Origin of the sequence: Prauserella shujinwangii, assembly GCF_003001955.1 — a bacterium.
Taxonomy (GTDB): domain Bacteria; phylum Actinomycetota; class Actinomycetes; order Mycobacteriales; family Pseudonocardiaceae; genus Qaidamihabitans; species Qaidamihabitans shujinwangii.
On the sequence record NZ_PVNH01000002.1, the window covers coordinates 363,985 to 385,669 of the forward strand.

The 21,685-nt window shown below is 72.0% G+C and carries 24 protein-coding genes; 11 read left to right on the top strand and 13 right to left on the bottom strand.

The genetic code is table 11. From position 1 onward, the window contains the following. Positions 1-16: 16 nt before the first annotated feature. From B0I33_RS05055 to B0I33_RS05065, 3 genes are all read left to right on the top strand, one after another. Complete coding sequence (locus B0I33_RS05055) at positions 17-613, top strand: TetR/AcrR family transcriptional regulator (RefSeq protein WP_106177348.1); 597 nt, start codon at positions 17-19, stop codon at positions 611-613. A 12-nt stretch (positions 614-625) separates the two neighbouring features. Continuing rightward, a complete protein-coding gene (locus B0I33_RS05060) occupies positions 626-1,588 on the top strand; it encodes a R2-like ligand-binding oxidase (RefSeq protein ID WP_106177349.1) in 963 nt (320 codons plus the stop codon). A gap of 115 nt (positions 1,589-1,703) precedes the next feature. Then, positions 1,704-2,741, top strand: a complete 1,038-nt coding sequence (locus B0I33_RS05065) for an ion channel (protein WP_106177350.1) — start codon at positions 1,704-1,706, stop codon at positions 2,739-2,741. Positions 2,742-2,911: 170 nt separating this feature from the next. Here B0I33_RS05065 and B0I33_RS05070 read toward each other — a convergent pair whose 3' ends face one another. Beyond that, positions 2,912-4,570 carry an AMP-binding protein gene (locus B0I33_RS05070; protein WP_106177351.1) on the bottom strand — a complete coding sequence of 553 codons (1,659 nt, stop codon included), beginning with the start codon at positions 4,568-4,570 and terminating at the stop codon, positions 2,912-2,914. Between the two features lie 110 nt (positions 4,571-4,680). On the opposite strand from B0I33_RS05070, the gene B0I33_RS05075 reads away from it, so the two are divergent. Together B0I33_RS05075 and B0I33_RS05080 are read left to right on the top strand one after the other, a co-directional pair. Then, the gene (locus tag B0I33_RS05075; RefSeq protein ID WP_106177669.1) at positions 4,681-5,097 is read left to right on the top strand and encodes a PhzF family phenazine biosynthesis protein; all 417 of its coding nucleotides are present in this window, start codon (positions 4,681-4,683) and stop codon (positions 5,095-5,097) included. A gap of 113 nt (positions 5,098-5,210) precedes the next feature. Beyond that, complete coding sequence (locus tag B0I33_RS05080; RefSeq protein ID WP_106177352.1) at positions 5,211-5,588, top strand: YccF domain-containing protein; 378 nt, start codon at positions 5,211-5,213, stop codon at positions 5,586-5,588. Here the strand turns inward: B0I33_RS05080 and B0I33_RS05085 are convergent. Beyond that, a complete protein-coding gene (locus tag B0I33_RS05085; protein ID WP_106177353.1) occupies positions 5,527-5,961 on the bottom strand; it encodes a winged helix-turn-helix transcriptional regulator in 435 nt (144 codons plus the stop codon). The two genes, B0I33_RS05080 and B0I33_RS05085, sit on opposite strands and share 62 nt — an antisense overlap. Positions 5,962-6,070: 109 nt before the next feature. Between B0I33_RS05085 and B0I33_RS05090 the strand changes: the two genes are divergently transcribed. Next, the gene (locus B0I33_RS05090) at positions 6,071-6,919 is read left to right on the top strand and encodes an SDR family oxidoreductase (protein WP_106177354.1); all 849 of its coding nucleotides are present in this window, start codon (positions 6,071-6,073) and stop codon (positions 6,917-6,919) included. Between the two features lie 4 nt (positions 6,920-6,923). On the opposite strand, the gene B0I33_RS05095 is transcribed toward B0I33_RS05090, so the two are convergent. The 6 genes from B0I33_RS05095 to B0I33_RS05120 are packed head-to-tail and all read right to left on the bottom strand — an operon-like array spanning position 6,924 to position 11,586. Beyond that, positions 6,924-7,724 (bottom strand): metallophosphoesterase, encoded by an 801-nt coding sequence (locus B0I33_RS05095; RefSeq protein ID WP_106177355.1) that lies wholly within the window; start codon positions 7,722-7,724, stop codon positions 6,924-6,926. Positions 7,725-7,764: 40 nt separating this feature from the next. Then, positions 7,765-8,559 carry an HAD-IIA family hydrolase gene (locus B0I33_RS05100; protein ID WP_106177356.1) on the bottom strand — a complete coding sequence of 265 codons (795 nt, stop codon included), beginning with the start codon at positions 8,557-8,559 and terminating at the stop codon, positions 7,765-7,767. 10 nt (positions 8,560-8,569) lie between these two features. After that, positions 8,570-9,667 carry a sulfate/molybdate ABC transporter ATP-binding protein gene (locus B0I33_RS05105; RefSeq protein ID WP_106177357.1) on the bottom strand — a complete coding sequence of 366 codons (1,098 nt, stop codon included), beginning with the start codon at positions 9,665-9,667 and terminating at the stop codon, positions 8,570-8,572. Then, the gene (locus B0I33_RS05110; protein ID WP_106177358.1) at positions 9,664-10,437 is read right to left on the bottom strand and encodes an ABC transporter permease; all 774 of its coding nucleotides are present in this window, start codon (positions 10,435-10,437) and stop codon (positions 9,664-9,666) included. The genes B0I33_RS05105 and B0I33_RS05110 overlap by 4 nt, the downstream gene beginning before the upstream one ends. A gap of 7 nt (positions 10,438-10,444) precedes the next feature. Next, complete coding sequence (gene modA, locus B0I33_RS05115; protein WP_106177359.1) at positions 10,445-11,185, bottom strand: molybdate ABC transporter substrate-binding protein; 741 nt, start codon at positions 11,183-11,185, stop codon at positions 10,445-10,447. Beyond that, positions 11,182-11,586 (bottom strand): TOBE domain-containing protein, encoded by a 405-nt coding sequence (locus B0I33_RS05120; protein WP_106177360.1) that lies wholly within the window; start codon positions 11,584-11,586, stop codon positions 11,182-11,184. Before B0I33_RS05120 ends, modA begins: the two co-directional genes overlap by 4 nt. A 127-nt stretch (positions 11,587-11,713) precedes the next feature. Here B0I33_RS05120 and moaA point away from each other — a divergent pair, with 127 nt between their 5' ends. From moaA to B0I33_RS05140, 4 genes are all read left to right on the top strand, one after another. Next, positions 11,714-12,772 carry a GTP 3',8-cyclase MoaA gene (gene moaA, locus B0I33_RS05125; protein WP_106177361.1) on the top strand — a complete coding sequence of 353 codons (1,059 nt, stop codon included), beginning with the start codon at positions 11,714-11,716 and terminating at the stop codon, positions 12,770-12,772. 4 nt (positions 12,773-12,776) lie between these two features. Next, complete coding sequence (locus B0I33_RS05130) at positions 12,777-13,082, top strand: MoaD/ThiS family protein (RefSeq protein WP_106177362.1); 306 nt, start codon at positions 12,777-12,779, stop codon at positions 13,080-13,082. Between the two features lie 73 nt (positions 13,083-13,155). After that, on the top strand, positions 13,156-14,034 hold the full coding sequence (locus B0I33_RS05135; protein WP_106177363.1) for a phosphatidylinositol-specific phospholipase C/glycerophosphodiester phosphodiesterase family protein: 879 nt from the start codon (positions 13,156-13,158) through the stop codon (positions 14,032-14,034). Between the two features lie 435 nt (positions 14,035-14,469). Then, complete coding sequence (locus B0I33_RS05140; RefSeq protein WP_106177364.1) at positions 14,470-15,135, top strand: LysM peptidoglycan-binding domain-containing protein; 666 nt, start codon at positions 14,470-14,472, stop codon at positions 15,133-15,135. Positions 15,136-15,713: 578 nt separating this feature from the next. Here B0I33_RS05140 and B0I33_RS05145 read toward each other — a convergent pair. The 4 genes from B0I33_RS05145 to B0I33_RS05160 all read right to left on the bottom strand — a co-directional run bounded on the left by B0I33_RS05145 (position 15,714) and on the right by B0I33_RS05160 (position 18,837). Next, positions 15,714-16,652 (bottom strand): molybdenum cofactor biosynthesis protein MoaE, encoded by a 939-nt coding sequence (locus tag B0I33_RS05145; RefSeq protein ID WP_106177365.1) that lies wholly within the window; start codon positions 16,650-16,652, stop codon positions 15,714-15,716. Beyond that, positions 16,649-17,128, bottom strand: a complete 480-nt coding sequence (moaC, locus tag B0I33_RS05150; RefSeq protein ID WP_106177366.1) for a cyclic pyranopterin monophosphate synthase MoaC — start codon at positions 17,126-17,128, stop codon at positions 16,649-16,651. Before moaC ends, B0I33_RS05145 begins: the two co-directional genes overlap by 4 nt. Further along, a complete protein-coding gene (locus tag B0I33_RS05155; protein ID WP_106177367.1) occupies positions 17,125-18,525 on the bottom strand; it encodes an NAD-dependent malic enzyme in 1,401 nt (466 codons plus the stop codon). The genes moaC and B0I33_RS05155 overlap by 4 nt, the downstream gene beginning before the upstream one ends. A 120-nt stretch (positions 18,526-18,645) precedes the next feature. Further along, on the bottom strand, positions 18,646-18,837 hold the full coding sequence (locus B0I33_RS05160; protein ID WP_106177670.1) for a hypothetical protein: 192 nt from the start codon (positions 18,835-18,837) through the stop codon (positions 18,646-18,648). Between the two features lie 78 nt (positions 18,838-18,915). Here B0I33_RS05160 and B0I33_RS05165 point away from each other — a divergent pair, with 78 nt between their 5' ends. Continuing rightward, positions 18,916-21,156: a helicase-associated domain-containing protein gene (locus B0I33_RS05165; protein ID WP_106177368.1), complete on the top strand. Its 2,241-nt coding sequence runs from the start codon at positions 18,916-18,918 to the stop codon at positions 21,154-21,156. Between the two features lie 15 nt (positions 21,157-21,171). On the opposite strand, the gene B0I33_RS05170 is transcribed toward B0I33_RS05165, so the two are convergent. Beyond that, positions 21,172-21,684, bottom strand: a complete 513-nt coding sequence (locus B0I33_RS05170; RefSeq protein WP_106177671.1) for a DUF742 domain-containing protein — start codon at positions 21,682-21,684, stop codon at positions 21,172-21,174. Position 21,685: the final 1 nt, after the last annotated feature.

The window sequence follows — 21,685 nt, forward strand, 5'->3', positions numbered from 1 at the left end:
TAGGTTCGTGTCAGACGTGTCGCAGATCACCAGCTTCACGGCGCGAGCCAGGGCATCCCTGCGCGAGGAGTTGCTCGACGCCGCGACCGCGCTCCTGCCCGAGCGTGGCTACGCGGGGCTGCGCATGGCGGACGTCGCGACGAACGTCGGCGTCAGCAGGCAGACCGTCTACAACGAGTTCGGCAGCAAGTCCGCGCTCGTGCAGGCCGTGGCGCTGCGGACCGCGGCCGAGTTCCTCGACGGCATCCAGCGCCGGCTGAGTGCCGAGGTCGAGCTGCGCGACGGCATCCACGCCGCCACGGTGTTCACCATCGAGCACGCCAGGGAGAACCCGTTGGTGGCTGCCGCGCTCGGCACCGAGGTCGCGGAGGACCTGCTGCCCCTGCTGACGACCAGGGGCGAGCCGATCCTGCGGGCCGCCGCCGAGGTCGCCGAGGCCCACCTGCGGGAGCGGGCGCCCGGGCTGAGCAGGCCCGCACTGGTCGCCGAGACCATGGTCCGGCTGACGCTGAGCCATCTCATGCTGCCCACACACTCGCCCGCCGAGGCCGCCGACGTGGTGTGCGGGGTGATCGCACCACTCGTCGAGCACTATTCGTCCACAACGGAGTGACTGGAGGCGACGATGACCGCAACGACCACGCCGCGCCGCGAGGGTTTCCACTCGCTGCGCCGGGGCGGACTCAACTGGGACGCGTTCCCACTGCGCCTGTTCGTCAAGGGCAACAAGAAGTTCTGGAATCCCGCGGACATCGACTTCGGCGCCGACCACGACGACTGGCTGACCCTCACCGACGAGGAGCGCCGCTCGGCGACGTACCTGTGCGCGCAGTTCATCGCCGGTGAGGAGGCGGTGACCGAGGACATCCAGCCGTTCATGAAGGCCATGGCGGCCGAGGGCAGGCTCGGCGACGAGATGTACCTCACCCAGTTCTGCTTCGAGGAGGCCAAGCACACCGAGGTGTTCCGGCGCTGGATGGACGCGGTCGGGCTGACCGAGGACCTGCACCCGTTCGTCGCCGAGAACCCGCACTACCGCAAGCTCTTCTACGAGGAGCTGCCGGAGTCGCTGCACGCGCTGGACAACGACCCCAGCCCGGCCAACCAGATCCGCGCGAGCGTGACGTACAACCACGTCATCGAGGGCAGCCTGGCACTCACCGGGTACTACGCGTGGCAGAAGGTGTGCACCTCGCGGAACATCCTGCCCGGCATGCAGGAGCTGGTGCGGCGCATCGGCGACGACGAGCGCAGGCACATGGCGTGGGGCACGTTCACCTGCCGCAGGCACGTCGCCGCGGACGACTCTCTGTGGGAGGTCGTCCAGCAGCGGATGGCCGAGCTCCTGCCGCACGCGCTGAACATGATCGAGTGGGTCAACCAGCAGTTCGACGAGCCCCCGTTCGGCATCGACAACCAGGAGTTCGTGCAGTACGCGGCCGACCGCGCGCAGCGCAGGCTCGGTGCGATCGAGTCGGCCCGGGGCGCGAACGTGGCCGACATCGACCTCGACTACACGCCGGAGCAACTGGAGGAGACCTTCGGCCAGGAGGACGCGAAGGCTTTCGCGGAGGCATCGGCTCGGTAGCGCTCGTGAGTGGTAACCGTGGTAAGAACGCCCACCCGTCGCCCGGCCACCACCCCCGGCGGAGACGCTCCGGGCCACTGTGCCTTTTTCACTCACGACGGTTTAGGTTGGGCCCGTGCCGTTCTTCCTGTCCAGGTTGCTCGCCCGGCTGCTGGTACTGCGCAGCTGGGCGACGCCGATCGTGGTGATCGTCTTCGTCTTCGTGACGAGCTGGCCGCTGATGGCGCTGGCCGAGCCGGACGGCAGCGCGCTGGTGCGGCCGGAGAACTTCTGGTGGTACTTCGTCGTGACCGCGGCGACCGTCGGCTACGGCGACTACTACCCCGAGACCGGCGCGGGGCACGTCGTGGGCGCCTACGTGATCGTCGGCGGCATCGTGACGCTGACCACCGTGTTCACGAAGATGGCCTCGATACTCGAACAGGCGAGGGGGCGACGAATGCAAGGAGCCATCACCGTGGACGCGTCCGGCCACGTGGTGCTGATCGGTTACACCGCGGGCCGCACCGAACGGATCGTGCACGAGCTGCTCGCCGACGGCACGTCCACAGTGGTGCTGTGCGCGTGGGACGACGTGGCCACGCACCCGATGCCGGAGGAACCGGTCGAGTTCGTGCGGGGCGAGCTCAACGATCCGGAAACGCTGCGGCGCGCCGGGGTGCACCGCGCCCGCACGGTCCTGGTCGACGCGCGGGACGACAACGAGGCGCTGGCGATCGCGGTGATCGTCGACCACGTGGTCGAGTCGGCGCACATCGTGGTGACCCTGCGCGACATGGCGCAGACGTCGCTGATCCACTACGTCGACGCGGGCATCCGCTGCGTGCAGTGGCACACCCCGCGCATGATCACCGAGGAACTCACCTCGCCGGGCATCGCCGAGGTGTACGCGGAGCTGATGACCCACGGCGGGGCCAACACCTACTCGGTGCCGCTGCCGGAGTCCCTCGGTCCCGTGCTGGTCGACCACTGCCGGACGGCGCTGGGCAGGGGCCACGGTGCGACACTGCTCGCGGCGCGGACCGATTCGGAGCTGATCGTCAACCCGAACTGGCGGACCGAACTTCCCGCGGGCTCCACGCTCTACTACGTCAGCGAGCGGCGGCTCACCACCGAGCAGATCACCGCGGCCCTGCGCCAGCCCGTCTCCTGAGCACGCCCCCAATGTGGCATCGGTTGCGCTGAACGCACCCAATGTGGCATCCGGTGCGTTGAACGCACCCGATGCCACATTGGGGAAATCCCGGAGGACGGCGACGGCGGGCGCGGTGCGCCGTCACGTTCCCCCGTGCGGCGGGAAACCGGCGAAGTCGTGGCGGCTCGTCACGCGTGCCGGGCCTTGGCCAGGTTCTGCAGGCCGAGCAGCTCGATGGCCCGCTCGCGCATCTCGACCTTGCGGACCTTCCCGGTGACGGTCATCGGGAAGTCCTCGACCACGTGGACGTAGCGCGGGATCTTGTAGTGCGCGAGCTTGCCCGAGCAGAACTCGCGCAGCGTGTCCGCGGTCAGCGGCCGCGCGCCCTCCCGCATGCGCACCCACGCCATCAGCTCCTCGCCGTACTTGGCGTCCGGCACGCCGATCACCTGCGCGTCGAGGATGTCCGGGTGGGTGTAGAGGAACTCCTCGATCTCCCTCGGGTAGATGTTCTCCCCGCCGCGGATCACCATGTCCTTGATCCGGCCGGTGATGTTGACGTAGCCCTCGTCGTCCATCACGGCGAGGTCCCCGGTGTGCATCCAGCGCGCCCGGTCGATGGCCTCCGCGGTCTTGTCCGGCTGCTCCCAGTAGCCGAGCATCACCGAGTAGCCACGCGTGCAGAACTCGCCGGGCGTGCCGCGCGGCACGGTCAGCCCGGTCTCCGGGTCCACGATCTTGACCTCCAGATGCGGCCCGACCCGGCCGACCGTCGACACCCGGCGCTCGATCGAGTCGTCCGCCCTGGTCTGCGTGGACACCGGGGACGTCTCCGTCATGCCGTAACAGATGGACACCTCTGCCATCCCCATCCGCTCGATGACCTGCTTCATCACCTCCACCGGGCACGGCGAGCCCGCCATGATGCCGGTCCGCAGCGAGGAGAGCTCGAACTCGTCGAAGCCCGGCTCGGCCAGCTCCGCGATGAACATCGTCGGCACGCCGTACAGGGAGGTGCACCGCTCGGCCTCGACCGCCTGCAGGGTGGCCCTGGGCTCGAACGAGGGCGCGGGGATCACCATGCAGGCCCCGTGGCTTGTGCACGCCAGGTTGCCCATGACCATGCCGAAGCAGTGGTAGAAGGGCACCGGGATGCACACGCGATCGGCCTCGGTGTAGTTGCACAGCTCGCCGACGAAGAAGCCGTTGTTGAGGATGTTGTGGTGGGACAGCGTGGCGCCCTTGGGGAAGCCCGTCGTGCCCGAGGTGTACTGGATGTTGATCGGGTCGTCGGCGCTCAGCGTGTCGCGGACCCGGGCGAGCCGCTCGGGGTCGGCGTTCCGCCCGCTCTCCAGCAGCGCGTTCCAGTCGTCGCCACCGAGCAGCACGACGTCCGCCAGCTCCGGGCAGCGGGGCCGGACCTCGGCGATCATGCCCTGGTAGTCGGAGGTCTTGAAGCTCTCGGCCGCGACGAGCATCGTGATCCCGGCCTGGTTGAGCACGTACTCCAGCTCGTGCGAGCGGTAGGCCGGGTTGATGTTCACCAGGATCGCGCCGATCTTGGCCGTCGCGTACTGGGTGAGCGTCCACTCCGCACAGTTCGGTGCCCAGATGCCGACGCGGTCACCCTTGCCGATGCCGCGCTCCAGCAGGCCGAGCGCCAGCGCGTCGACCTCGGCGGCCAGCTCCCGGTAGCTCCACCGGCGGCCGGACGGGCGGTCCACGAGCGCGTCCCGGTCGCCGAACGTCTGCACGGTCCGGTCCAGGTTGTCACCGATCGTGTCCCCGAGCAGCGGGACGTCGGATGTACCCGACGAGTAACTCGGCACGGCTGGTGCGCCTGGCATGGTGCCTCCCTCGACGTCGCGACTGACGGCACCCCGGAGTGTAGAAACGGGTGTGACCGTCGGCACATCTGCAGATGGAGGGAATCTCCGTGACCGGGCAGAAGACCGGCGTGCGGCTGCACACCGTCGACGCGTTCGCCGCGGAACCGTTCCGGGGCAACCCGGCGGGCGTGGTGTTGCTGGACTCCCCCGCCGACCCGGCGTGGATGCAGGCGGTCGCGAACGAGCTGGGACACGCCGACACCGCGTTCGTCGTCGTGAGCGAGGAGCCCAAGCCGCTGCGCTGGTTCACCCCCGTCACCGAGGTGAGCCTGTGCGGGCACGCCACGCTCGCCGCCACCCACGTGCTCGGCGGGCGGCAGGTGTTCGCCACCCGCAGCGGCGAGTTGCGGCGGCTCGGCCGCACGGAGCTGGCCGGGGAGCAGGCTTCGCCGCGCGGCGGTGTCGTGCGCATGGCCCTGCGCGGTGACCGGGTGACGATCTCCGGGCAGGCCGTCACAGTCACGGCGGGCCAACTGCTCGGCTGAGCCGCCCACGGGCAGTGAAGGCCACCTCGAGTGCGTTGAACGCAGTCAAGGTGGCCTTCACTGCCGGCCGGCGCGAGTGGCGGGCGGTGCGGCTCCGCTGGAACGATGGCGCCATGCGGCTGTTGCTGAACGTGATCTGGCTGGTGCTGGCCGGCTTCTGGCTGGCGGTCGGGTACGCCGTCGCCGGCATCATCTGCTGCCTGCTGATCGTCACGATCCCGTTCGGCATCGCGTCGTTCCGCATCGCCAACTACGCGCTCTGGCCGTTCGGCCGCACGCTGGCCGACCGGCCCGGCGCGGGAGCGCCCTCGCTGCTCGGGAACATCGTGTGGATCGTGTTCGCCGGCTGGTGGCTGGCCCTCGAGCACGTCGTCACCGGCGTGTTGCTGTGCCTGACGGTCATCGGCATCCCGCTCGGGGTGGCCAACTTCAAGCTGGTCCCGGTGTCGCTCCTCCCGCTGGGGCGCGAGATCGTCCCGGCACCCCGGTGACCGCCGCGTCGTAGGCCGCCCGCGCGGCCAGCACCTCGGGCAGCCTGCCCTCCACGAGTTCGATCAGGTCGTGCAGCCGCTCGGCCACAGCCCGGCCCAGCGCGGTGAGGCTGTACTCCACGTGCGGCGGGATGGTCGGCCGCGCCTCGCGGTGCACGAACCCGTCCCGCTCCAGCTGTTGCAGGGTCTGCGCCAGCATCTTCTCGCTCACGCCGTCGACCCGCCTGCGCAGGGCGTTGAACCGGAACGTGCCCTCCAGCAACGCGGCCATCGCGAGGATGCCCCATCTGCCCGTGACGTGCTCCAGCGCGGTGCGTGAGTCGCACCGGCGGGAGAACACGTCCGGCACGAGCCGGTCGATGTCGTCCTCCACACCACCCAGGATACCCGCAGGTGACTGTACTAACTTCCAGTTGGCACTTTCGAATAGTTAGTACTAAGTTGAACCTTGAACTAGTCGTTGCGAACCGAGGAGAGAACGGATGATCGTCGTCACCGGAGCCACCGGCCAGCTGGGCAGGCTCGCGCTCGCGGCACTGCGGGAGCGGGTACCCGACACGGAGGTCGTCGCCGCGGTGCGGAATCCCGCCAAGGCCGCGGACCTGGGCGTCGAGGTCCGCGAGGCGGACTACGACCGGCCGGAGACGCTGCCGTCGGCGTTCGCGGGAGCCGACCGCGTGCTGTTCATCTCCGGCAGCGAGGTCGGCAGGCGGGTCCCGCAGCACGCCGCCGTGGTGGTGGCCGCCAAGGAGGCCGGAGCCGGGCACCTCGTCTACACCAGCGCGCCGAAGGCCGACACGTCGCCGCTGATCCTGGCCCCGGAACACCGCGAGACCGAGCGGATCATCCGCGAGTCCGGCCTGCCGTTCACGTTCCTGCGGAACAACTGGTACACGGAGAACTACGAGCAGAACATCCGGCAGGCCGCCGAGACGGGTGTCTACCTGGGCAGCGCGGGCGAAGGGCGGGTCGCCAGCGCCCCGCGCGCCGACTACGCGGAGGCGGCGGCCGTCGTCCTGACCAGCGCCGGCCACGAGGGCCGGGTCTACGAGCTCTCCGGCGACACGGCCTGGAGTTACGCGGACCTGGCCGCGGAGATCTCCGCGGCGGCCGGCCGGGAGGTCGGGTACCGGGACGTCAGCCCCGAGGAGCACCGCGCCGCGCTGGCGTCGGCCGGGCTGCCGGACGCCGTCGTCGACCTCGTGGTCGGGCTCGACGCGGACACCAGGCAGGGCCTGCTCGCCGGGACAACGGGCGAGCTGAAGGCGCTGCTCGGCCGCCCGACCACGCCGCTGGCCGACTCCGTGCGCGAGATCCTCGCGCGCGGCTGACGGCTCAGTCCTCCGGCTCCCACGGCAGCGGAACCACCAGGCAGGGACCGCCGACGAACAGGCCACCGTCGACACCGAGCGCCTTGCCGCCCGCGTACAGGTAGGGCGCCTCGATCTGCGTGGGGTGGATGCCGAGCTGGTCGGCGATCACGCTGTGCCCGTGCACCACGCGCTCGCCGCCGAGGCGCTCCAGCAGCGTCTCGGCGGCGTCCTGGCCGCGCGGACCGCGGAAGGCGTATCGCGTGGTCATCCGCCGCCACACTTCCCACCACGACTCGAGGTCGTCGCCGCGGAGCACGTCCTGGACGGTCGTGTTGATCTCCTCCGCGGTGGCTCCCCATTCCAGGTACTCGAGCGTGTCGGAGTGCACGAGCAGGTGGTTCGCGGCGTGCGCGACGAGCGGTCGCGACACCAGCCACTCCACATGCTCCTCGGTCAGCTCGTCCTGGTCGGCGAGCTGGCCGCCGTTGATCTCCCAGCTCCGCGCGAAGCTGCGCGGCCCGAAGTCCGAGGGCACCGGGGTGTCGCCGAAGCGGTACATCCCGAGCAGCAGGATCTCGTGGTTGCCGAGCAGGGTCTCCACCGAACCGCCCGCGTCCCGCGCCTGCCGCTGCAGCTTCCGGACGAGGTCGATCGCACCGATGCCGTCGGGGCCCCGGTCCACGAAGTCACCGAGGAACCACAGGCGGGCGCCACCACCCGCCCAGTCGTCGGAGTCGTCGACGAGACCGCGTTCGTGCAGGGCGTCGGCGAGCTCGTCGCGGTAGCCGTGCACGTCGCCGACCACGAACGTCGGTTCCTCCATCACGCCCCGACGATAGGCCCCCACGCGGCGGGCGACCTGGTCAGGCTGCCCCGAACGGGTCCTTCGTGCGCCCCACCAGGTCCGCGATGGAGTCCAGGACGAGCGTGGGCCGGTACGGGTAACGCTCCGCGGAGTCCCTGGTGGAGATCCCGCTGAGCACGAGAATCGTCTGCAACCCGGCCTCGATCCCGGAGTGCACGTCGGTGTCCATCCGGTCGCCGATCATCAGCGTGTGCTCCGAGTGCGCGCCCAGCGCCCGCAGCGCCGAGCGCATCATCAACGGGTTCGGCTTGCCGACGAAGTACGGCGCCCGACCGGTCGCCTTCTCGATCAGGGCCGCGATCGAGCCGGTCGCGGGCAGCACGCCCTCGCGGCTCGGGCCGGTCGCGTCGGGGTTGGTCGCGATGAACCGGGCACCGCCCTGGATGAGCCGGATGGCCCTGGTGATCGCGGTGAAGCTGTACGTCCGGGTCTCACCGAGCACGACGTAGTCCGGGTCACGGTCGGTGAGGACGTAACCGGCCTCGTGCAGCGCCGTGGTCAGCCCGGCCTCCCCGATCACGAACGCCGAGCCGTTCGGGCGCTGGGAGTCGAGGAACTTCGCGGTGGCCAGCGCGGAGGTCCAGATGGCCTCCTCCGGCACGTCCAGGCCGCTCGCGAGCAGCCTGGCCCGCAGGTCGCGAGGGGTGTAGATGGAGTTGTTGGTCAGCACGAGGAAGCTGGTGCCGTTCGACCTCAGCTCGGCGAGGAACTCGTCCGCGCCCGGAATCATGTGCTCTTCCTGCACGAGCACGCCGTCCATGTCGGTCAGGTAGCTCCACCGCTGATCGCTCATGGGGCAGAGCCTATTGGCTCGGAGCCGGGTGGATGGCCACCGCGGTCGCCTTCACCGCGAGCCGGACCGGCGTCCCCGGTTCCAGCCCCAGCTCCGCGACGGCCGACGGCGTGAGGTCCGCGGTGACCCCCTCGGCCCAGTCCTCGCCGTCGACGGCCCGCAGCCGCACGACGGCCCCGTGCGGCTCCAGCCCGCCCACCACGGCGCCGACCGTGTTGCGGGGACTGCCTTTCGGCGGCGCGCCCGCCGGGTGCACGGCGACCGCGCCGGGCGCGAAGACGGCGACGGCGGGCTCCCCCGGCACCACGTCCGGCGCGGGCAGCCCGCTGACGTGCCCACCGCCCCGGGTGCGCAGACCGTCCGCGGTCGCCGTGCCCGGCACCAGGTTGAGCCCGGCGATCCGGGCGGTGAACGGGTTGCGCGGCGCACCGAGCACCTGCCGCGTCGGCCCGCGCTCGACCACCCGGCCCCGCGCGAGCACCACGACGTGGTCGGCCAGCGCGAGCGCGTCCAGCGGGTCGTGCGTGACGAGCACGGTCGCCCGCTCCGGCTCCCGCGCCCCGAGCACCCTGCGCAACAGGCCGCGGACGGCGGGAGCGGCGTCGACGTCGAGCGCCGCGAGCGGCTCGTCGAGCAGCAGCAGCGCGGGGTCCCCGGCGAGCGCCCTGGCCACGGCGACGCGCTGCGCCTGCCCTCCGGAAAGCTGGCCCGGCCTGCGCCCGGCGAGCCCCACGGCGTCCACTTCGGTCAGCCAGCGCAGCGCGACCTCCCGCGCGGCCGCCTTCGAGGCACCGCGCGCACGGGGCGAGAACGCCACGTTGTCCAGCACGGACAGGTGCGGGAACAGCAGCGCGTCCTGGGCGAGCAGGCCCACGCTCCTGGCGTGCGGCGGCACGTGCACGCGGGGGGCGGAGGTCAGGGTGCGGCCGCGCAGCGTGATCGTGCCCCGGTCGGGAAGATGCAGGCCGGCGAGGCAGCCGAGCAACGTGGACTTGCCGGAACCGTTGGGGCCGAGCACCGCCAGGACCGACCCCGCGGGCACGTCGAAGCGCACGTCGAGGGCGAACTCGCCGCGCCGCGCGGTCAGATCGGCGTGCAGGCTCGTCACCGGATCCCCTCCAGCGCCCTCGGCCGCGCCACGACGATCACCAGCACGGCGACCACCACCAGCAGCAGCGCGAGCGCGATCGCACTGTCCACGTCGGTCTCCGCCTGGTTGTAGACCGCCAGCGGCAGGGTGCGGGTGACGTCCTGCAAGCTGCCCGCGAACGTGATGGTGGCGCCGAACTCGCCGAGCGCCCGCGCGAAGCTCAGCACCGCGCCCGAGCCGAGCGCGGGCAGCAGCAGCGGGACGGTGACCCGGCGGAACACGGTCCACGGCCGCGCGCCGAGCGTGGCGGCCACGCGCTCGAACCGGTCCCCCGAGCCACGCAGCGCGCCTTCCAGGCTGACGACGAGGAACGGCATCGCGACGAACGTCTGCGCGATCACGACGGCCGCGGTGGTGAACGGGACTCTGACCCCGGCGACCACGTCGAGCAGGTAGCCGAGGAAGCCGTTGCGGCCGAGCAGGAACAGCAGCGCCAGCCCGCCGACGACGGGCGGCAGCACGAGCGGCAGCAGCACCACCGCCCGCAGCACCCGCACGCCGCGTCCGGCCGAGCGCGCCAGCACCACCGCGAGCGGTGTCCCGAGCAGCACGCAGGCCACTGTGGACAAGGCCGCCGTGACGAGGGAGAGCCGCAGGGCGTTCAGCGCGGCGGCGGAGGTCAGCAGTTCGGGCAGCCGGGCCCAGTCGGCGCGGGCGAGCAGGCCGGCCACGGGCAGGACGACGAGGGCCAGCGCGAGCCCCGCGGGAATCCAGAGCGCGCGCGGCACTCCCCGGTCAGGGCGCACCGAAACCGGCCTCGGCGAGTTCCCGCTGCCCGGCCGCGCCGAGCACCAGGTCCCGGAACCGGCGCGCGAGCGAGGTGTCGGCCGCGTTCCGGAGCACGGCGATCGGGTAGTCGTTGACGGCCTCCCGCGCCTCGGCGAACGGCACCCCGGTGACCCGCTGCCCGGCCGACCGCACGTCCGTGACATACACCACACCGGCATCGGCCTCGCCGGTCTCGACCTTGGTGAGCACGGCCCGGACGTTCGGCTCCTCGCTGTCCGGCCGGAGGTCCACGCCGGTCGCCCGCTCGACCTCGCGCGTCGCCGCGCCGCAGGGCACCTGCGGCGCGCACGTGACGAGGGTCAGCCCGCGATCGGCGAGGTCGGCGAAGGAGGAGATCCCTCGCGGGTTGCCGGGGGCGACCGCGATGGTCAGCTCGTTGGTGGCGAACGTCGCCGGTTCCCCGTCGACCAGCCCGGCATCCGCCACGTCGGCCATCGTGGCCGCGTTCGCCGAGGCGAACACGTCGGCGGGGGCGCCCTCGCGGATCTGCTGCGCCAGCCTGGTGGAGCCCGCGAGGTTCAGCCGGACGTCCACCCCGGGATGATCGGCCTCGAACCGCTGCTCGAGCGCGCCGAACACGCCGGTGAGCGAGGAGGCGGCGAAGACGGTGACCGTCCGTTCGCCGCCGCCACCGCAGGCCGTGGTGAGCAGCACGGCGGCGAGGCAGGCGGCGAGCGGCCGCCTCATCGCGTCGCCCCGGGGATCTCCACCACCACCTGGGTCGCCTTCACGACGGCGACCGCGAGCACGCCGGGCCGCAGGTCGAGCTCCTCGACGGCTTCGGTGCTCATCAGCGACACGATCCGGTTCGGCCCGCACTGCAGCTCCACCTTGGCCATCACCCGGTCGGCCACCACGTCGGTGACCAGCCCCACGAAACGGTTGCGCGCGGAGCGGCCGACACCGGACGGGTCGGGAGCCTCCTCGGCCTGTGCCCGCGCGAAGGCGGCGAGCTCGGCACCGTCGACGATCTTGCGGCCCGAGGCGTCCTCTCCGGCGGCCAGCTGACCGCCCCTGACCCAGCGCCGGATCGTGTCGTCACTGACCCCGAGCAACCGGGCGGCTTCCGAAAACCGAAACTGCGGCATGATGCGGAGGCTAACTCCGCATCTGCGGAAACGCCAGGCAAGAAGGGAGCTCCGGCCCCAGAACGCGGGCCGCGTCCGGCTTGGGACGAGGCTCACATCTGTCGCCTTCCGCATTAGGCTGGGACCGATGACAGCCGTACAGCTCGGCATGCCGCGGGTGCCCGGCGGAGCGCCCCGCGAGCCACGCCCGGACAACCCCGCCCTGATCGACACGTTCGGCCGGGTTGCCACCGACCTGCGCGTGTCGCTGACGGACCGGTGCAACCTCCGATGTACGTACTGCATGCCCGCCGAAGGCCTGGACTGGATGCCGGACGAGCAGGTGCTCAGTGACGACGAGCTGGTGCGGCTCATGCGCATCGCCGTCGAACGCCTCGGCGTCACCGACATCCGGCTGACCGGCGGCGAGCCGTTGCTGCGTCCCCGCCTCGAGGACCTGGTGGCCAGGATCGCCGCACTGCGCCCCCGGCCCCGGCTCTCGATGACCACCAACGCCATCGGCTTCGCCAAGCGCGCCAGGGCGTTCGCCGAGGCCGGGCTGGACCGCATCAACGTCTCGCTCGACTCCATCGACCCCGAGACGTTCGTCCGGATGACCCGCCGCGACCGGCTCGGCCACGTGCTGGCGGGGCTCGCCGCCGCCAGGGAGGCCGGCCTCGACCCGGTCAAGATCAACGCGGTGCTGGTGCGCGGGGTCAACGAGCACGAGGCGGCCCCGCTGCTCCGGTTCGCCCTGGAGCACGGCTACCACCTCCGGTTCATCGAGCAAATGCCGCTCGACGCGCAGCACGGGTGGAACCGCAAGGAGATGATCACCGCCGACGAGATCCTCGACCTGCTCGGCAGGGAGTTCACGCTGTCTCCCAGCCCGGCCGAGCGGGGCGGCGCGCCTGCGGAGCGGTGGCTGGTGGACGGTGGACCGCACGAAGTCGGCGTGATCGCGTCGGTGACCCGGCCGTTCTGCGCCGCGTGCGAGCGGACGCGGCTGACGGCGGACGGCGCGATCCGGTCGTGCCTGTTCAGCACCGACGAGACCGACCTGAGGGGGCTGCTCCGCGGCGGCGGCAGTGACGAGGAGATCGCGGACGTGTGGCGCGACACGATGTGGGGCAAGCTCGCGGGCCACGAGATCAACGAGGCCGGTTTCGCCCAGCCGATCCGGCCGATGAGCGCGATCGGAGGCTGAGACGGTGGGCTCGGTGAGTTCTGGACCCGTGGCGGCCGGGCCGGGCGAGCAGCATTCGACCACCGTGCTCGTGCGGTACTTCGCGTCCGCGCGCGCGGCGAGCGGGGTCGACGAGGAGCTGGTGCGGCTCCCCGGCGGCGCCTCCGTGGCCGACGCCGTGGCCGAGCTGCGGCGCCTGCACCCCGGTGACCTGCCACGCATCCTCGAGGCGGCGAGCTTCCTGCTGGACGGGCTGGCCGTGCGGGACACCGCGCGGGAGCTGCCGGACGGCTCCGAGCTCGACGTGCTGCCCCCGTTCGCGGGAGGCTGAACTTCTCCTTCTGGTGGCCGGCCGGTGAGGCGTTCTTCACCTGGGGGCCGCCCGGCATGCGCAGGCTTGCCGCATGCCGAACTCGCGCCGCGTTCTCACCGTCCTACTCGGGTTCCTCGCCGTCCTCGGCCTGGTCAGCGCCCCCGCGTCGGCGACAGGCCGACCCGACTGGCACGTCCGGCCACTGGCCCAGGCCCACGCGCACAACGACTACGAGCACGACCGGCCCCTCCTCGACGCGCTCGACCACGGGTTCACCAGCGTCGAGGCGGACATCTACCTGGTGGACGGCGAACTGCTCGTCGGGCACGACCTCGTGGACCTCACCCCGGAGCGCACGCTGGAGGCGCTGTACCTGGAGCCGCTGCGGCGGCGGGTGCTCGCCAACCACGGCCACGTCTACCGCAGGCACGCGGAGCTGCAGTTGCTCGTGGACATCAAGAGCGCGGCCGGACCGACGTACGCGGCGCTGGAACAGCGCCTGCGTGACCCGAGGTACTCGTTCCTGTTCACCTCCTACACCGCGGGCAAGGTCAGGGAGCGGGCCGTCACGGTGGTGCTGTCCGGGAACCGCCCGAGGGACATCCTCGCCGCCCAGCGCAGCAGGCTGGCGTTCTACGACGGCCGGATCGTCGACCAGAGCGACCTCGGACCCGGCTCCGACGCCCGGCTCACACCGCTGGTGTCGGACAACTGGACGCGGCTGTTCACGTGGACCGGCGTCGGCCCCTTCCCGGCCGAGGAGCGGGCGCGGCTCGCGGAGATCGTGCGGATCGCGCACGCGGCGCGTCAGCGGGTACGGTTCTGGGCCACGCCCGACACTCCGGGACCGGCGCGGGAGGCCCTCTGGACCGCGTTGCTGGAGGCGGGCGTCGATCACATCAACACCGATGACCTGGCGGGTCTCGAGGAGTTCCTGAGGGGCTTCCGGGGGGCCAGGAAAGTCGCCTGAGAGGGGTGCGTGCGGCCGTCACCAACGGAGCAACACGCCCGAAACCCACGTGACTCAGACCTCACTTTGCGTGAATTATCTCGAGTAGGAAACGGCTCGGTAACGGCACGCTGACCTGCGAAAACACTGGAATCGCGACAGGTTGCGTGCCGTTACTGTGATCTAGCTCACGCTCGCAAAAATTTCCGATCACGCTCGTCGTTACGTACCGTCGCTTCTCGGTTGGCCCCGACCGACCACAGCAAGACCGGGATTCCGTAGCGCCGAGCCCAGTCCGCGGAGTCCCGGACCCGAACCCCGAGCGAAAGAAAACTTCCGGACTGGGACGAGAGGGGACGACAGCCACATGGCTACGTCAGCCGGCCAGCACGGCCGGTCAGGTCCGTGCGGCCTGCCTCGTTGTTCGGAGGCGCGGAAGGTGAGACCGAGTCGAAAATGGCTTATCGAGGCAAGCACCGAAAGAGCTCCGCTGCGTCCCGTCACCTCGCTCGCGTCGCTGCCGCGGGTCTCGCGGTGGGCGCCCCGCTGACGATCGCCGCGACCCCCGCGCAGGCGGACAGCGTCAACTGGGACGCGATCGCGCAGTGCGAGAGCGGTGGCAACTGGAGCATCAACACCGGCAACGGCTACTACGGCGGTCTCCAGTTCAAGGAGAGCACCTGGCGGGCCTACGGCGGTCAGGGCATGCCCCACAACGCCTCCCGTTCGGAGCAGATCGCCGTCGCCGAGCGCGTCCTGCAGGGCCAGGGCATCGGTGCCTGGCCGGTCTGCGGTGCCCGTGCCGGCTCGAGCGCGAGCTACCAGGGCACCAACACGCAGGGCTCCTCGCAGTCCAGCTCGAGCTCCAGCTCGAGCTCCAGCTCCAGCTCGTCGCAGCAGAGCGTCGAGACGTCCGCCCCGGCTCCGCAGGCCCCGGTCCTGACCGGCACCGCGAAGTCGAACCCGGAGGGCGACTACACCGTCAAGGCGGGTGACACGCTCACCAAGATCGCCGAGGCGGAGGACGTCAAGGGCGGCTGGAAGAAGCTCCACGAGCTCAACAAGGAGTTCATCTCCAACCCCGACTACATCGTCGTCGGCCAGAAGATCGCCACCCAGTGACCTGACCGAAGGTCACCGCTGGCGATCGACACAAGATCGGCCGATCGCGGGTAACCAAGGGCCCCACCGCATATCCCCCGGGCGGTGGGGCCCTTGCGCGCGTGTCCGCCACCTGCGTCGCCGTGTCCGCCGCTCGTGCACGCGTGTCCGCCATCTGCGTCGCCGTGTCCGCCATCCGTGCCCACGAGCCGCCCACCCGCGACGGAGCGACGCCGAGTTCCGCGCTCCAGCGCGAGTGTCCCGGCCCGGCGTGCGAATGCCCCACTCAAGCGCTGAACGCCGCACTGGGCGATCGACATGTCGACACGGCGGCCACCGTCGTACCGAGGGTGAGAGGCACTCAGACGACAGCACAGCCGTCGGCACACGCTGCCGCCTCACCGCTACGAGTCACAGCGACACGGACCCGTGGCGCGGTACGCCCGGCTCGCTACGCGGCATTCAGGCACCGAAGCGTGGCACCCACGCGCTGGAGCGGGACACTCGCCTGCCTGAGCGCAGCACTCGCGGACCCGAACGCGGCACTCGCGGGTCTGGACGCAGGACTCGCGAGGGGGAGCGGGGGACTCGCGGGCGGGTCAGGGGGAGTTGACCCACTCGTCGGTGCCGTCGGCGAACTTCTGGTGCTTCCACACCGGCAGCCGGGCCTTCACCTCGTCCACCAGGTCCGCGCACGTCGCGAACGCCTCGGCGCGGTGGTCCGCCGCGACCGCGCAGGCCAGCGCCACGTCGCCGATCTCGAGCGCCCCGAGCCGGTGGCTCACGGCCACCGCGCGCACGCCCGCGCGGTGGCCCGCGACCTCGGAAACGACCCTGGCCAGCACGTCCCCGGCCGTCGGGTGCCCCTCGTAGAACAGCGTGCTCACCGTGCGCCCGCCGTCGTGGTCCCGGACGACCCCGCTGAACGTCACCACCGCGCCCGCACCCCGGTCGTCGACGAGCCGCGCGTGCTCGTCCACCGACAGCTCCGCCTCGGTCACCTGTGCGAGCGCGATCCGCACCGGCGTGCCCGCGGCACCGTCGGGCTCTCCTTCCCCGTGGCGCGGGTGGTCCTCCCCCGCCAGCTGGCTCACCGCGTGGTCGAGCACGCCGTCGAGCACGGCGAGGCCGTCGCTGACACCGCCGCGCGACCCCGGCAGGTTGACCACGAGCGTCCGGCCGGCGACCCCGGCGAGGCCCCGCGACAGGATCGCCGTCGGCACCTTGTCGCTTCCCGCGGCCCGCACCGCGTCCGCCAGCCCCGGCAGCTCGTAGTCCAGCACCGGCGCGGTGGCCTCCGGCGTGCGGTCCGTCGGCGAGACGCCGGTGCCGCCGGTGGTGACGACGACGTGCACCTCCTCGCCGACGCACCGCCGCAGCGCCCGCCCTACCGGGTCGCCGTCCTCCACCACGATCGGCTCCGGCACCTCGTAGCCACGCTCGGCGAGCCACGCCGTGATCACCGGCCCGGTGCGGTCGGGGTAGACGCCGTTCGCGGCGCGGTTGGACGCGACGATGACCCTCGCGGTGCGCTTCATCGGTTCTCCTCCCGGCGCCAGCTGCCCGCCTTGCCACCGTCCTTGCGCTCCAGCCGCACCTCGTCCAGGCTCGCGGCCGGATCCACGGCCTTGATCATGTCGTGCACCGTCAGCCCGGCCACCGCCACCGCCGTGAGCGCCTCCATCTCCACGCCCGTGCGGTCGCTGGTGCGCGCGGTCGCCTCGATGCGCACACTGTCGGCTTCCAGTTCGAAAGCGACGTCCACCTTCGACAGTGCGATCTGGTGGCACAGCGGGATCAGCTCGGACGTGCGCTTGGCACCCATGATCCCGGCGATCCGCGCCGTGGCGAGGGCGTCGCCCTTCGGCAGGCCATCCGTCGACAGCAACCCGATGACCTCGGCGGTCGTCCGCACCCTGCCGCTGGCCACCGCGGTGCGCGCCGTGACCGCCTTGCCGGAGACGTCGACCATCCGGGCGGCACCGTCGGCGCCGACGTGGCTGAGTTCACTCACACCGCCGAGGCTACTTCCTCACCGCGCGCGGCCGCCCGCACGGCTTCGGCCACCGCGGGCGCGACGGCCGCGTCGAACACGCTGGGCACGATGAACGAGGCGTTGAGCCGGTCGTCCACCACGTCCGCGATGGCGTTGGCCGCCGCGAGCAACATCTCGTCGTCGATGTGGTGCGCCTGCGCGTCGAGCAGCCCCCGGAACACACCGGGGAACGCCAGCACGTTGTTGATCTGGTTCGGGTAGTCGCTGCGCCCGGTCGCCACCACCGCCGCGTGCCGCTGCGCCTCCAGCGGGTCGATCTCCGGGTCAGGGTTGGCGAGGGCGAACACGACCGCGTCGTCGGCCATGGTCTCGACCTGCTCGGCGCCGAACAGGTCGGGCGCCGAGACGCCGATGAACACGTCCGCCCCGACGAGGGCGTCGTGCAGGGTGCCGGTGAGGCCGTCCTTGTTGGTGTGCTCGGCGACCCACCGCAGGTTGCCGTCCATCCCGTCGCGACCGGGGTGCACGATCCCGTTGATGTCGGCGGCGATGATGTCGCCCGGCGCCTTGCGCAGGAGCAGCCGGATGATCGCCGAACCCGCGGCGCCGACCCCGCTGACCACGATCTTGCACTTCTCGATGGGCTTGCCCACCACGCGCAGGGCGTTCCGCAGCGCCGCCACCACCACGATCGCGGTGCCGTGCTGGTCGTCGTGGAACACGGGGATGTCGAGCTGCTCGCGCAGCCGGGCCTCGATCTCGAAGCAGCGGGGCGCCGCGATGTCCTCCAGGTTGATCCCGGCGTAGACGGGCGCGAGCGCGCGCACGGTCCTGATGATCTCGTCGGTGTCCTGGGTGTCCAGGCACACCGGCCACGCGTCGACGCCCGCGAACTTCTTGAACAGCGCCGCCTTGCCCTCCATCACGGGCAGCGCGGCGGCGGGGCCGATGTTGCCGAGCCCGAGCACGGCGGAGCCGTCGGTGACCACGGCGACGGTGTTCCGCTTGATGGTCAGCCTGCGCGCATCCTCCGGGTTGGCCGCGATCGCCTGGCAGACCCGGGCCACACCCGGCGTGTAGGCGCGGGAGAGATCGTCGCGGTTGCGCAGCGCGACCTTGGGGCTCACCTCGAGCTTGCCGCCGAGGTGCATCAGGAACGTCCGGTCGGACACCTTCCGCACGTGCACGCCGGGCAGCGTGTCGAGTGCCTTGGTGATGTCGTCCGCGTGGTCGGCGGACAGCACGTTGACCGTGATGTCCACGACGATCGCGTCGCCGTGCGACTCGACGACGTCGAACGCGGTGAGCACACCGCCCACCCGGCCGACGGCGCTGGTGAGGTCTCCGGCCGCACTGGCCGACGCCGGGGCGTCGAGCCGCACGGTGATCGAGTAACCGGGACCGGGAACCGGCATTGCACTACCCCCGCATCGAGATTGGGCTGGATACGGGAGGAGACATTATCCCCGTGACGGGCGCCACCGACCGCCAGGATCGGTGACTGACCAGTAACTTTGCCGGGCGGGCGCTCCGGGTCAGGAGGACTTGTTGATCTCGGTCTCCGGGTGCTCGTAGGGCACCTGCTCGAGCGGGAACGTCACGTCACCGAACGGGGACAGCGCGCCCTGCCGGTCGGCCGCCAGCTCCGAGACCGGGTGCTCGCCCTCGCGGGTCTCCGGCCAGCTGGGGTCGATCCGCTTCCGCTTCCGCTTGTCGGCCTTCGCCACGTCGTCCCTCCACACACACTCGCTACGTCCGCAGACAGTGTGCCCGACGCCCGCTCGCAGGGGATATCGTGGTCGGCGATGCCCGCGACCACTCTTGCGGACTGGCTGCGCTCGGCGTCCGACGACACGCTGGCCGCCCTCCTGCGCGTCCGGCGCGACCTGGCGACACCACCACCCGCCGACTCCACCGTGCTCGCGACGCGCGCGGCCACGGCAGGCTCGGTGGCGCGGGCGTGCGAGGACCTCGACACCGCGACGCTGTCGGTGCTGGAGACGCTGCTGGTCACGGGCGCCGACACCGAGCCGGTCCCGCGCGAGCGGGTCGCGGCCCTCGTGCGAACCGACGTGGGCGGAGCGCTGGACCGGCTCCGCGCCAGGGCGCTGGCCTGGGGCGACGACGAGGCGATCAGCGTCGCGCCCGGTGCGCGCGAGGTCTTCGGCCCCTACCCGGCCGGGCTGGGCGGCCCGGCGCCCGCGCTCGCGGACATCGACAGCGACACCGTCCTCGCCGAGCTCGGCGAGGACGAGCGCGCCCTGCTCGACAAGCTCGCGGCCGGCCCGCCGATCGGCCGCACGCGGGACGCCGCGACGCGGGTCCCGCTGGAACGGGCCACGACGCCGGTGCAGAAACTGCTGGCCCGCGGCCTGCTGCTGCGCCGCGACGAGGCGACGGTGGAACTGCCCAGGGAGCTGGGTCTCGCCCTCCGCGGCGGGCTCGCGTTCCCTCCGGAGACGCTTGCCGAGCCCGAGCTGCCGGTCGACGCGCACAGCCAGGAGAGCGTGGACGCCACCGCGGCGGGCGAGGCGATGGAGTTCCTCCGGCACGCCGAGGCACTGCTGCGCACCTGGTCGGAGCAGCCGCCGCCGGTGTTGAAGGCAGGCGGTCTCGGGGTCCGCGAGCTGCGCAGGCTCGCCAGGGACCTGGACGTGGACGAGGCCCGTGCGACGCTGCTCGCCGAGCTCGTCGTGGGTGCGGGCCTGGTCGCCGACTCGCAGGAGAGCACGCCGGAGTGGGTCCCGACGACGCTCACCGACTCGTGGCTGGCCTCCGCCCCACCGGAGCGCTGGGTGTCGCTGGCCGCGGCCTGGCTCGACCTCCCCCGGCTGCCGGGGCTCGCCGGTGCCAGGGATGCGAAGGACAAGCCGCTGCTCACCCTGTCCGAGGACCTGCGCCGCCCGCTCGCGCCCGCGAGCAGGCGGCGCGTGCTGGACACGATGGGCGAGCTGCCCTCCGGTGCGGGCGTGCACGGTGTCGAGGAGCTGGTGGCCGTCCTGGCGTGGCGGGCGCCGCGCCGGGGCGGCAGGCTCCGCGACCAGACGGTGCGCTGGACGGTGGCCGAAGCGGCGGCACTGGGTGTGGTCGCGCTGGGCGCGCTCACGTCGGCGGGGGCGGCGCTGCTCGCGGGGGACCGGCACGGCGCCGCGAGCGCGATGGCCGACGCCATGCCGAAACCCGTCGACCACGTCCTCGTCCAGGCGGATCTGACCGTCGTCGCGCCCGGCCCGCTGGAGCCGGACCTGGCCAGGGAGATCGCCGCGGTCGCCGACGTGGAGTCGGCCGGGCATGCCACGGTCTACCGGATCACGGAGGCGTCCGTGCGGCGGGCGCTGGACACCGGGCGCACCGCCACCGAGTTGCACGAGCTGTTCGGCTCCCGCTCCGCCACCCCGGTACCGCAGTCGCTCACCTACCTCATCGACGACGTGGCCCGCAGGCACGGCAGGCTGCGCGGTGGCGTGGCCGCCTCGTTCCTGCGCTGTGACGACGAGGTGCTGCTCGCGGAGGTGCTCGGCAACCAGGTCGCGACCGAGTACGAGCTGCGCCGCATCGCGCCGACGGTCCTGGTCAGCCCGGTGCCGCTGGCCGAGGTGCTGGACGGGCTGCGGCGGGCGGGGTTCGCCCCTGCCGCGGAGGGCCCGGACGGCCGCATCGTCGACCTGCGACCCAGCGGGCGGCGCATTCCCGCCCGGCCGAGGCAGGCGCGGCGCACGCTCGCCGAACCTGCCGGGCTGAGCGAGGAGCAGGTGGACGCGATCCGCAAGCACATCAGGGCGGGCGACCGGGCCGCCACCACCCGGAAGGGGAAGTCGGTGCGGCTGCCCGCGGGCGGCGGCTCGGACACGTCGGCGACGCTGGCGCTGCTGGCCGAGGCGACCCGGGAACGCCGGGAGGTGTGGATCGGCTTCGTCGACGCGCACGGCACGGCCAGCCAGCGGGTGGTCACGCCGGTCCGGGTCGGCGGCGGCATGCTGGAGGGCGCGGGCAACGAACGGTACCCGCTGCACCGCATCACCTCGGCGGCGCTGGTCGAGGACTGACCCGCGCGCCCGCGGTCAGAGCGCGCGCAGGCCCTCCAGGATCCGCGACATGAAGTCGATCGACGACCGGTCCGCCGCGAGCAGGCCGGGGTTGTGGATCTCGACGGCGCCCGCGCTCGCGAGGTCGTCGACCATCACCTTCACCACGCCCAGCGGCAGGTGGACGTAGGCGGCGACCTCCGCGATCGACCGGGACTCGACACACAGGTCGCAGATGAACCGCTGGTCGCCCGACACCGCGCCCTGATACCGGCGCCCGGCTTCGGTCGTCCACACCAGCGACTCCAGGGTGAGTTCCTGCAGTGGCCGGGTCCGGCCGCCGGTGCGCGCGTAGGGCCGCACCAGCGAGCGCTTGGGCGTCGTTCTCACCGGCTCGGTGCGCACCGTCCTGGGCTCGGTGCGCACCATCCTGGGCAGGCGGTGGAGATCGAACCGTTCGGGAGCGTCGAACTCCTCCCGTCCGGTGCCCTGGTGCAGGGTGACCCACTCGTCCGACGTCTCGGGCTCGTCGTGCCCGTGAATCCGCATC

Excerpts from the sequence above, each read along its gene's own strand:
- B0I33_RS05060 (WP_106177349.1), top strand. The coding sequence starts at position 626 with ATGACCGCAACGACCACGCCGCGCCGCGAGGGTTTCCACTCGCTGCGC.
- B0I33_RS05070 (WP_106177351.1), bottom strand. The coding sequence starts at position 4,570 with ATGCCAGGCGCACCAGCCGTGCCGAGTTACTCGTCGGGTACATCCGAC.
- B0I33_RS05080 (WP_106177352.1), top strand. The coding sequence starts at position 5,211 with ATGCGGCTGTTGCTGAACGTGATCTGGCTGGTGCTGGCCGGCTTCTGG.
- B0I33_RS05090 (WP_106177354.1), top strand. The coding sequence starts at position 6,071 with ATGATCGTCGTCACCGGAGCCACCGGCCAGCTGGGCAGGCTCGCGCTC.
- B0I33_RS05095 (WP_106177355.1), bottom strand. The coding sequence starts at position 7,724 with ATGGAGGAACCGACGTTCGTGGTCGGCGACGTGCACGGCTACCGCGAC.
- B0I33_RS05100 (WP_106177356.1), bottom strand. The coding sequence starts at position 8,559 with ATGAGCGATCAGCGGTGGAGCTACCTGACCGACATGGACGGCGTGCTC.
- modA (WP_106177359.1), bottom strand. The coding sequence starts at position 11,185 with ATGAGGCGGCCGCTCGCCGCCTGCCTCGCCGCCGTGCTGCTCACCACG.
- B0I33_RS05120 (WP_106177360.1), bottom strand. The coding sequence starts at position 11,586 with ATGCCGCAGTTTCGGTTTTCGGAAGCCGCCCGGTTGCTCGGGGTCAGT.
- moaA (WP_106177361.1), top strand. The coding sequence starts at position 11,714 with ATGACAGCCGTACAGCTCGGCATGCCGCGGGTGCCCGGCGGAGCGCCC.
- B0I33_RS05135 (WP_106177363.1), top strand. The coding sequence starts at position 13,156 with ATGCCGAACTCGCGCCGCGTTCTCACCGTCCTACTCGGGTTCCTCGCC.
- B0I33_RS05140 (WP_106177364.1), top strand. The coding sequence starts at position 14,470 with ATGGCTTATCGAGGCAAGCACCGAAAGAGCTCCGCTGCGTCCCGTCAC.
- B0I33_RS05145 (WP_106177365.1), bottom strand. The coding sequence starts at position 16,652 with ATGAAGCGCACCGCGAGGGTCATCGTCGCGTCCAACCGCGCCGCGAAC.
- B0I33_RS05155 (WP_106177367.1), bottom strand. The coding sequence starts at position 18,525 with ATGCCGGTTCCCGGTCCCGGTTACTCGATCACCGTGCGGCTCGACGCC.
- B0I33_RS05165 (WP_106177368.1), top strand. The coding sequence starts at position 18,916 with ATGCCCGCGACCACTCTTGCGGACTGGCTGCGCTCGGCGTCCGACGAC.
- B0I33_RS05170 (WP_106177671.1), bottom strand. The coding sequence starts at position 21,684 with ATGCGGATTCACGGGCACGACGAGCCCGAGACGTCGGACGAGTGGGTC.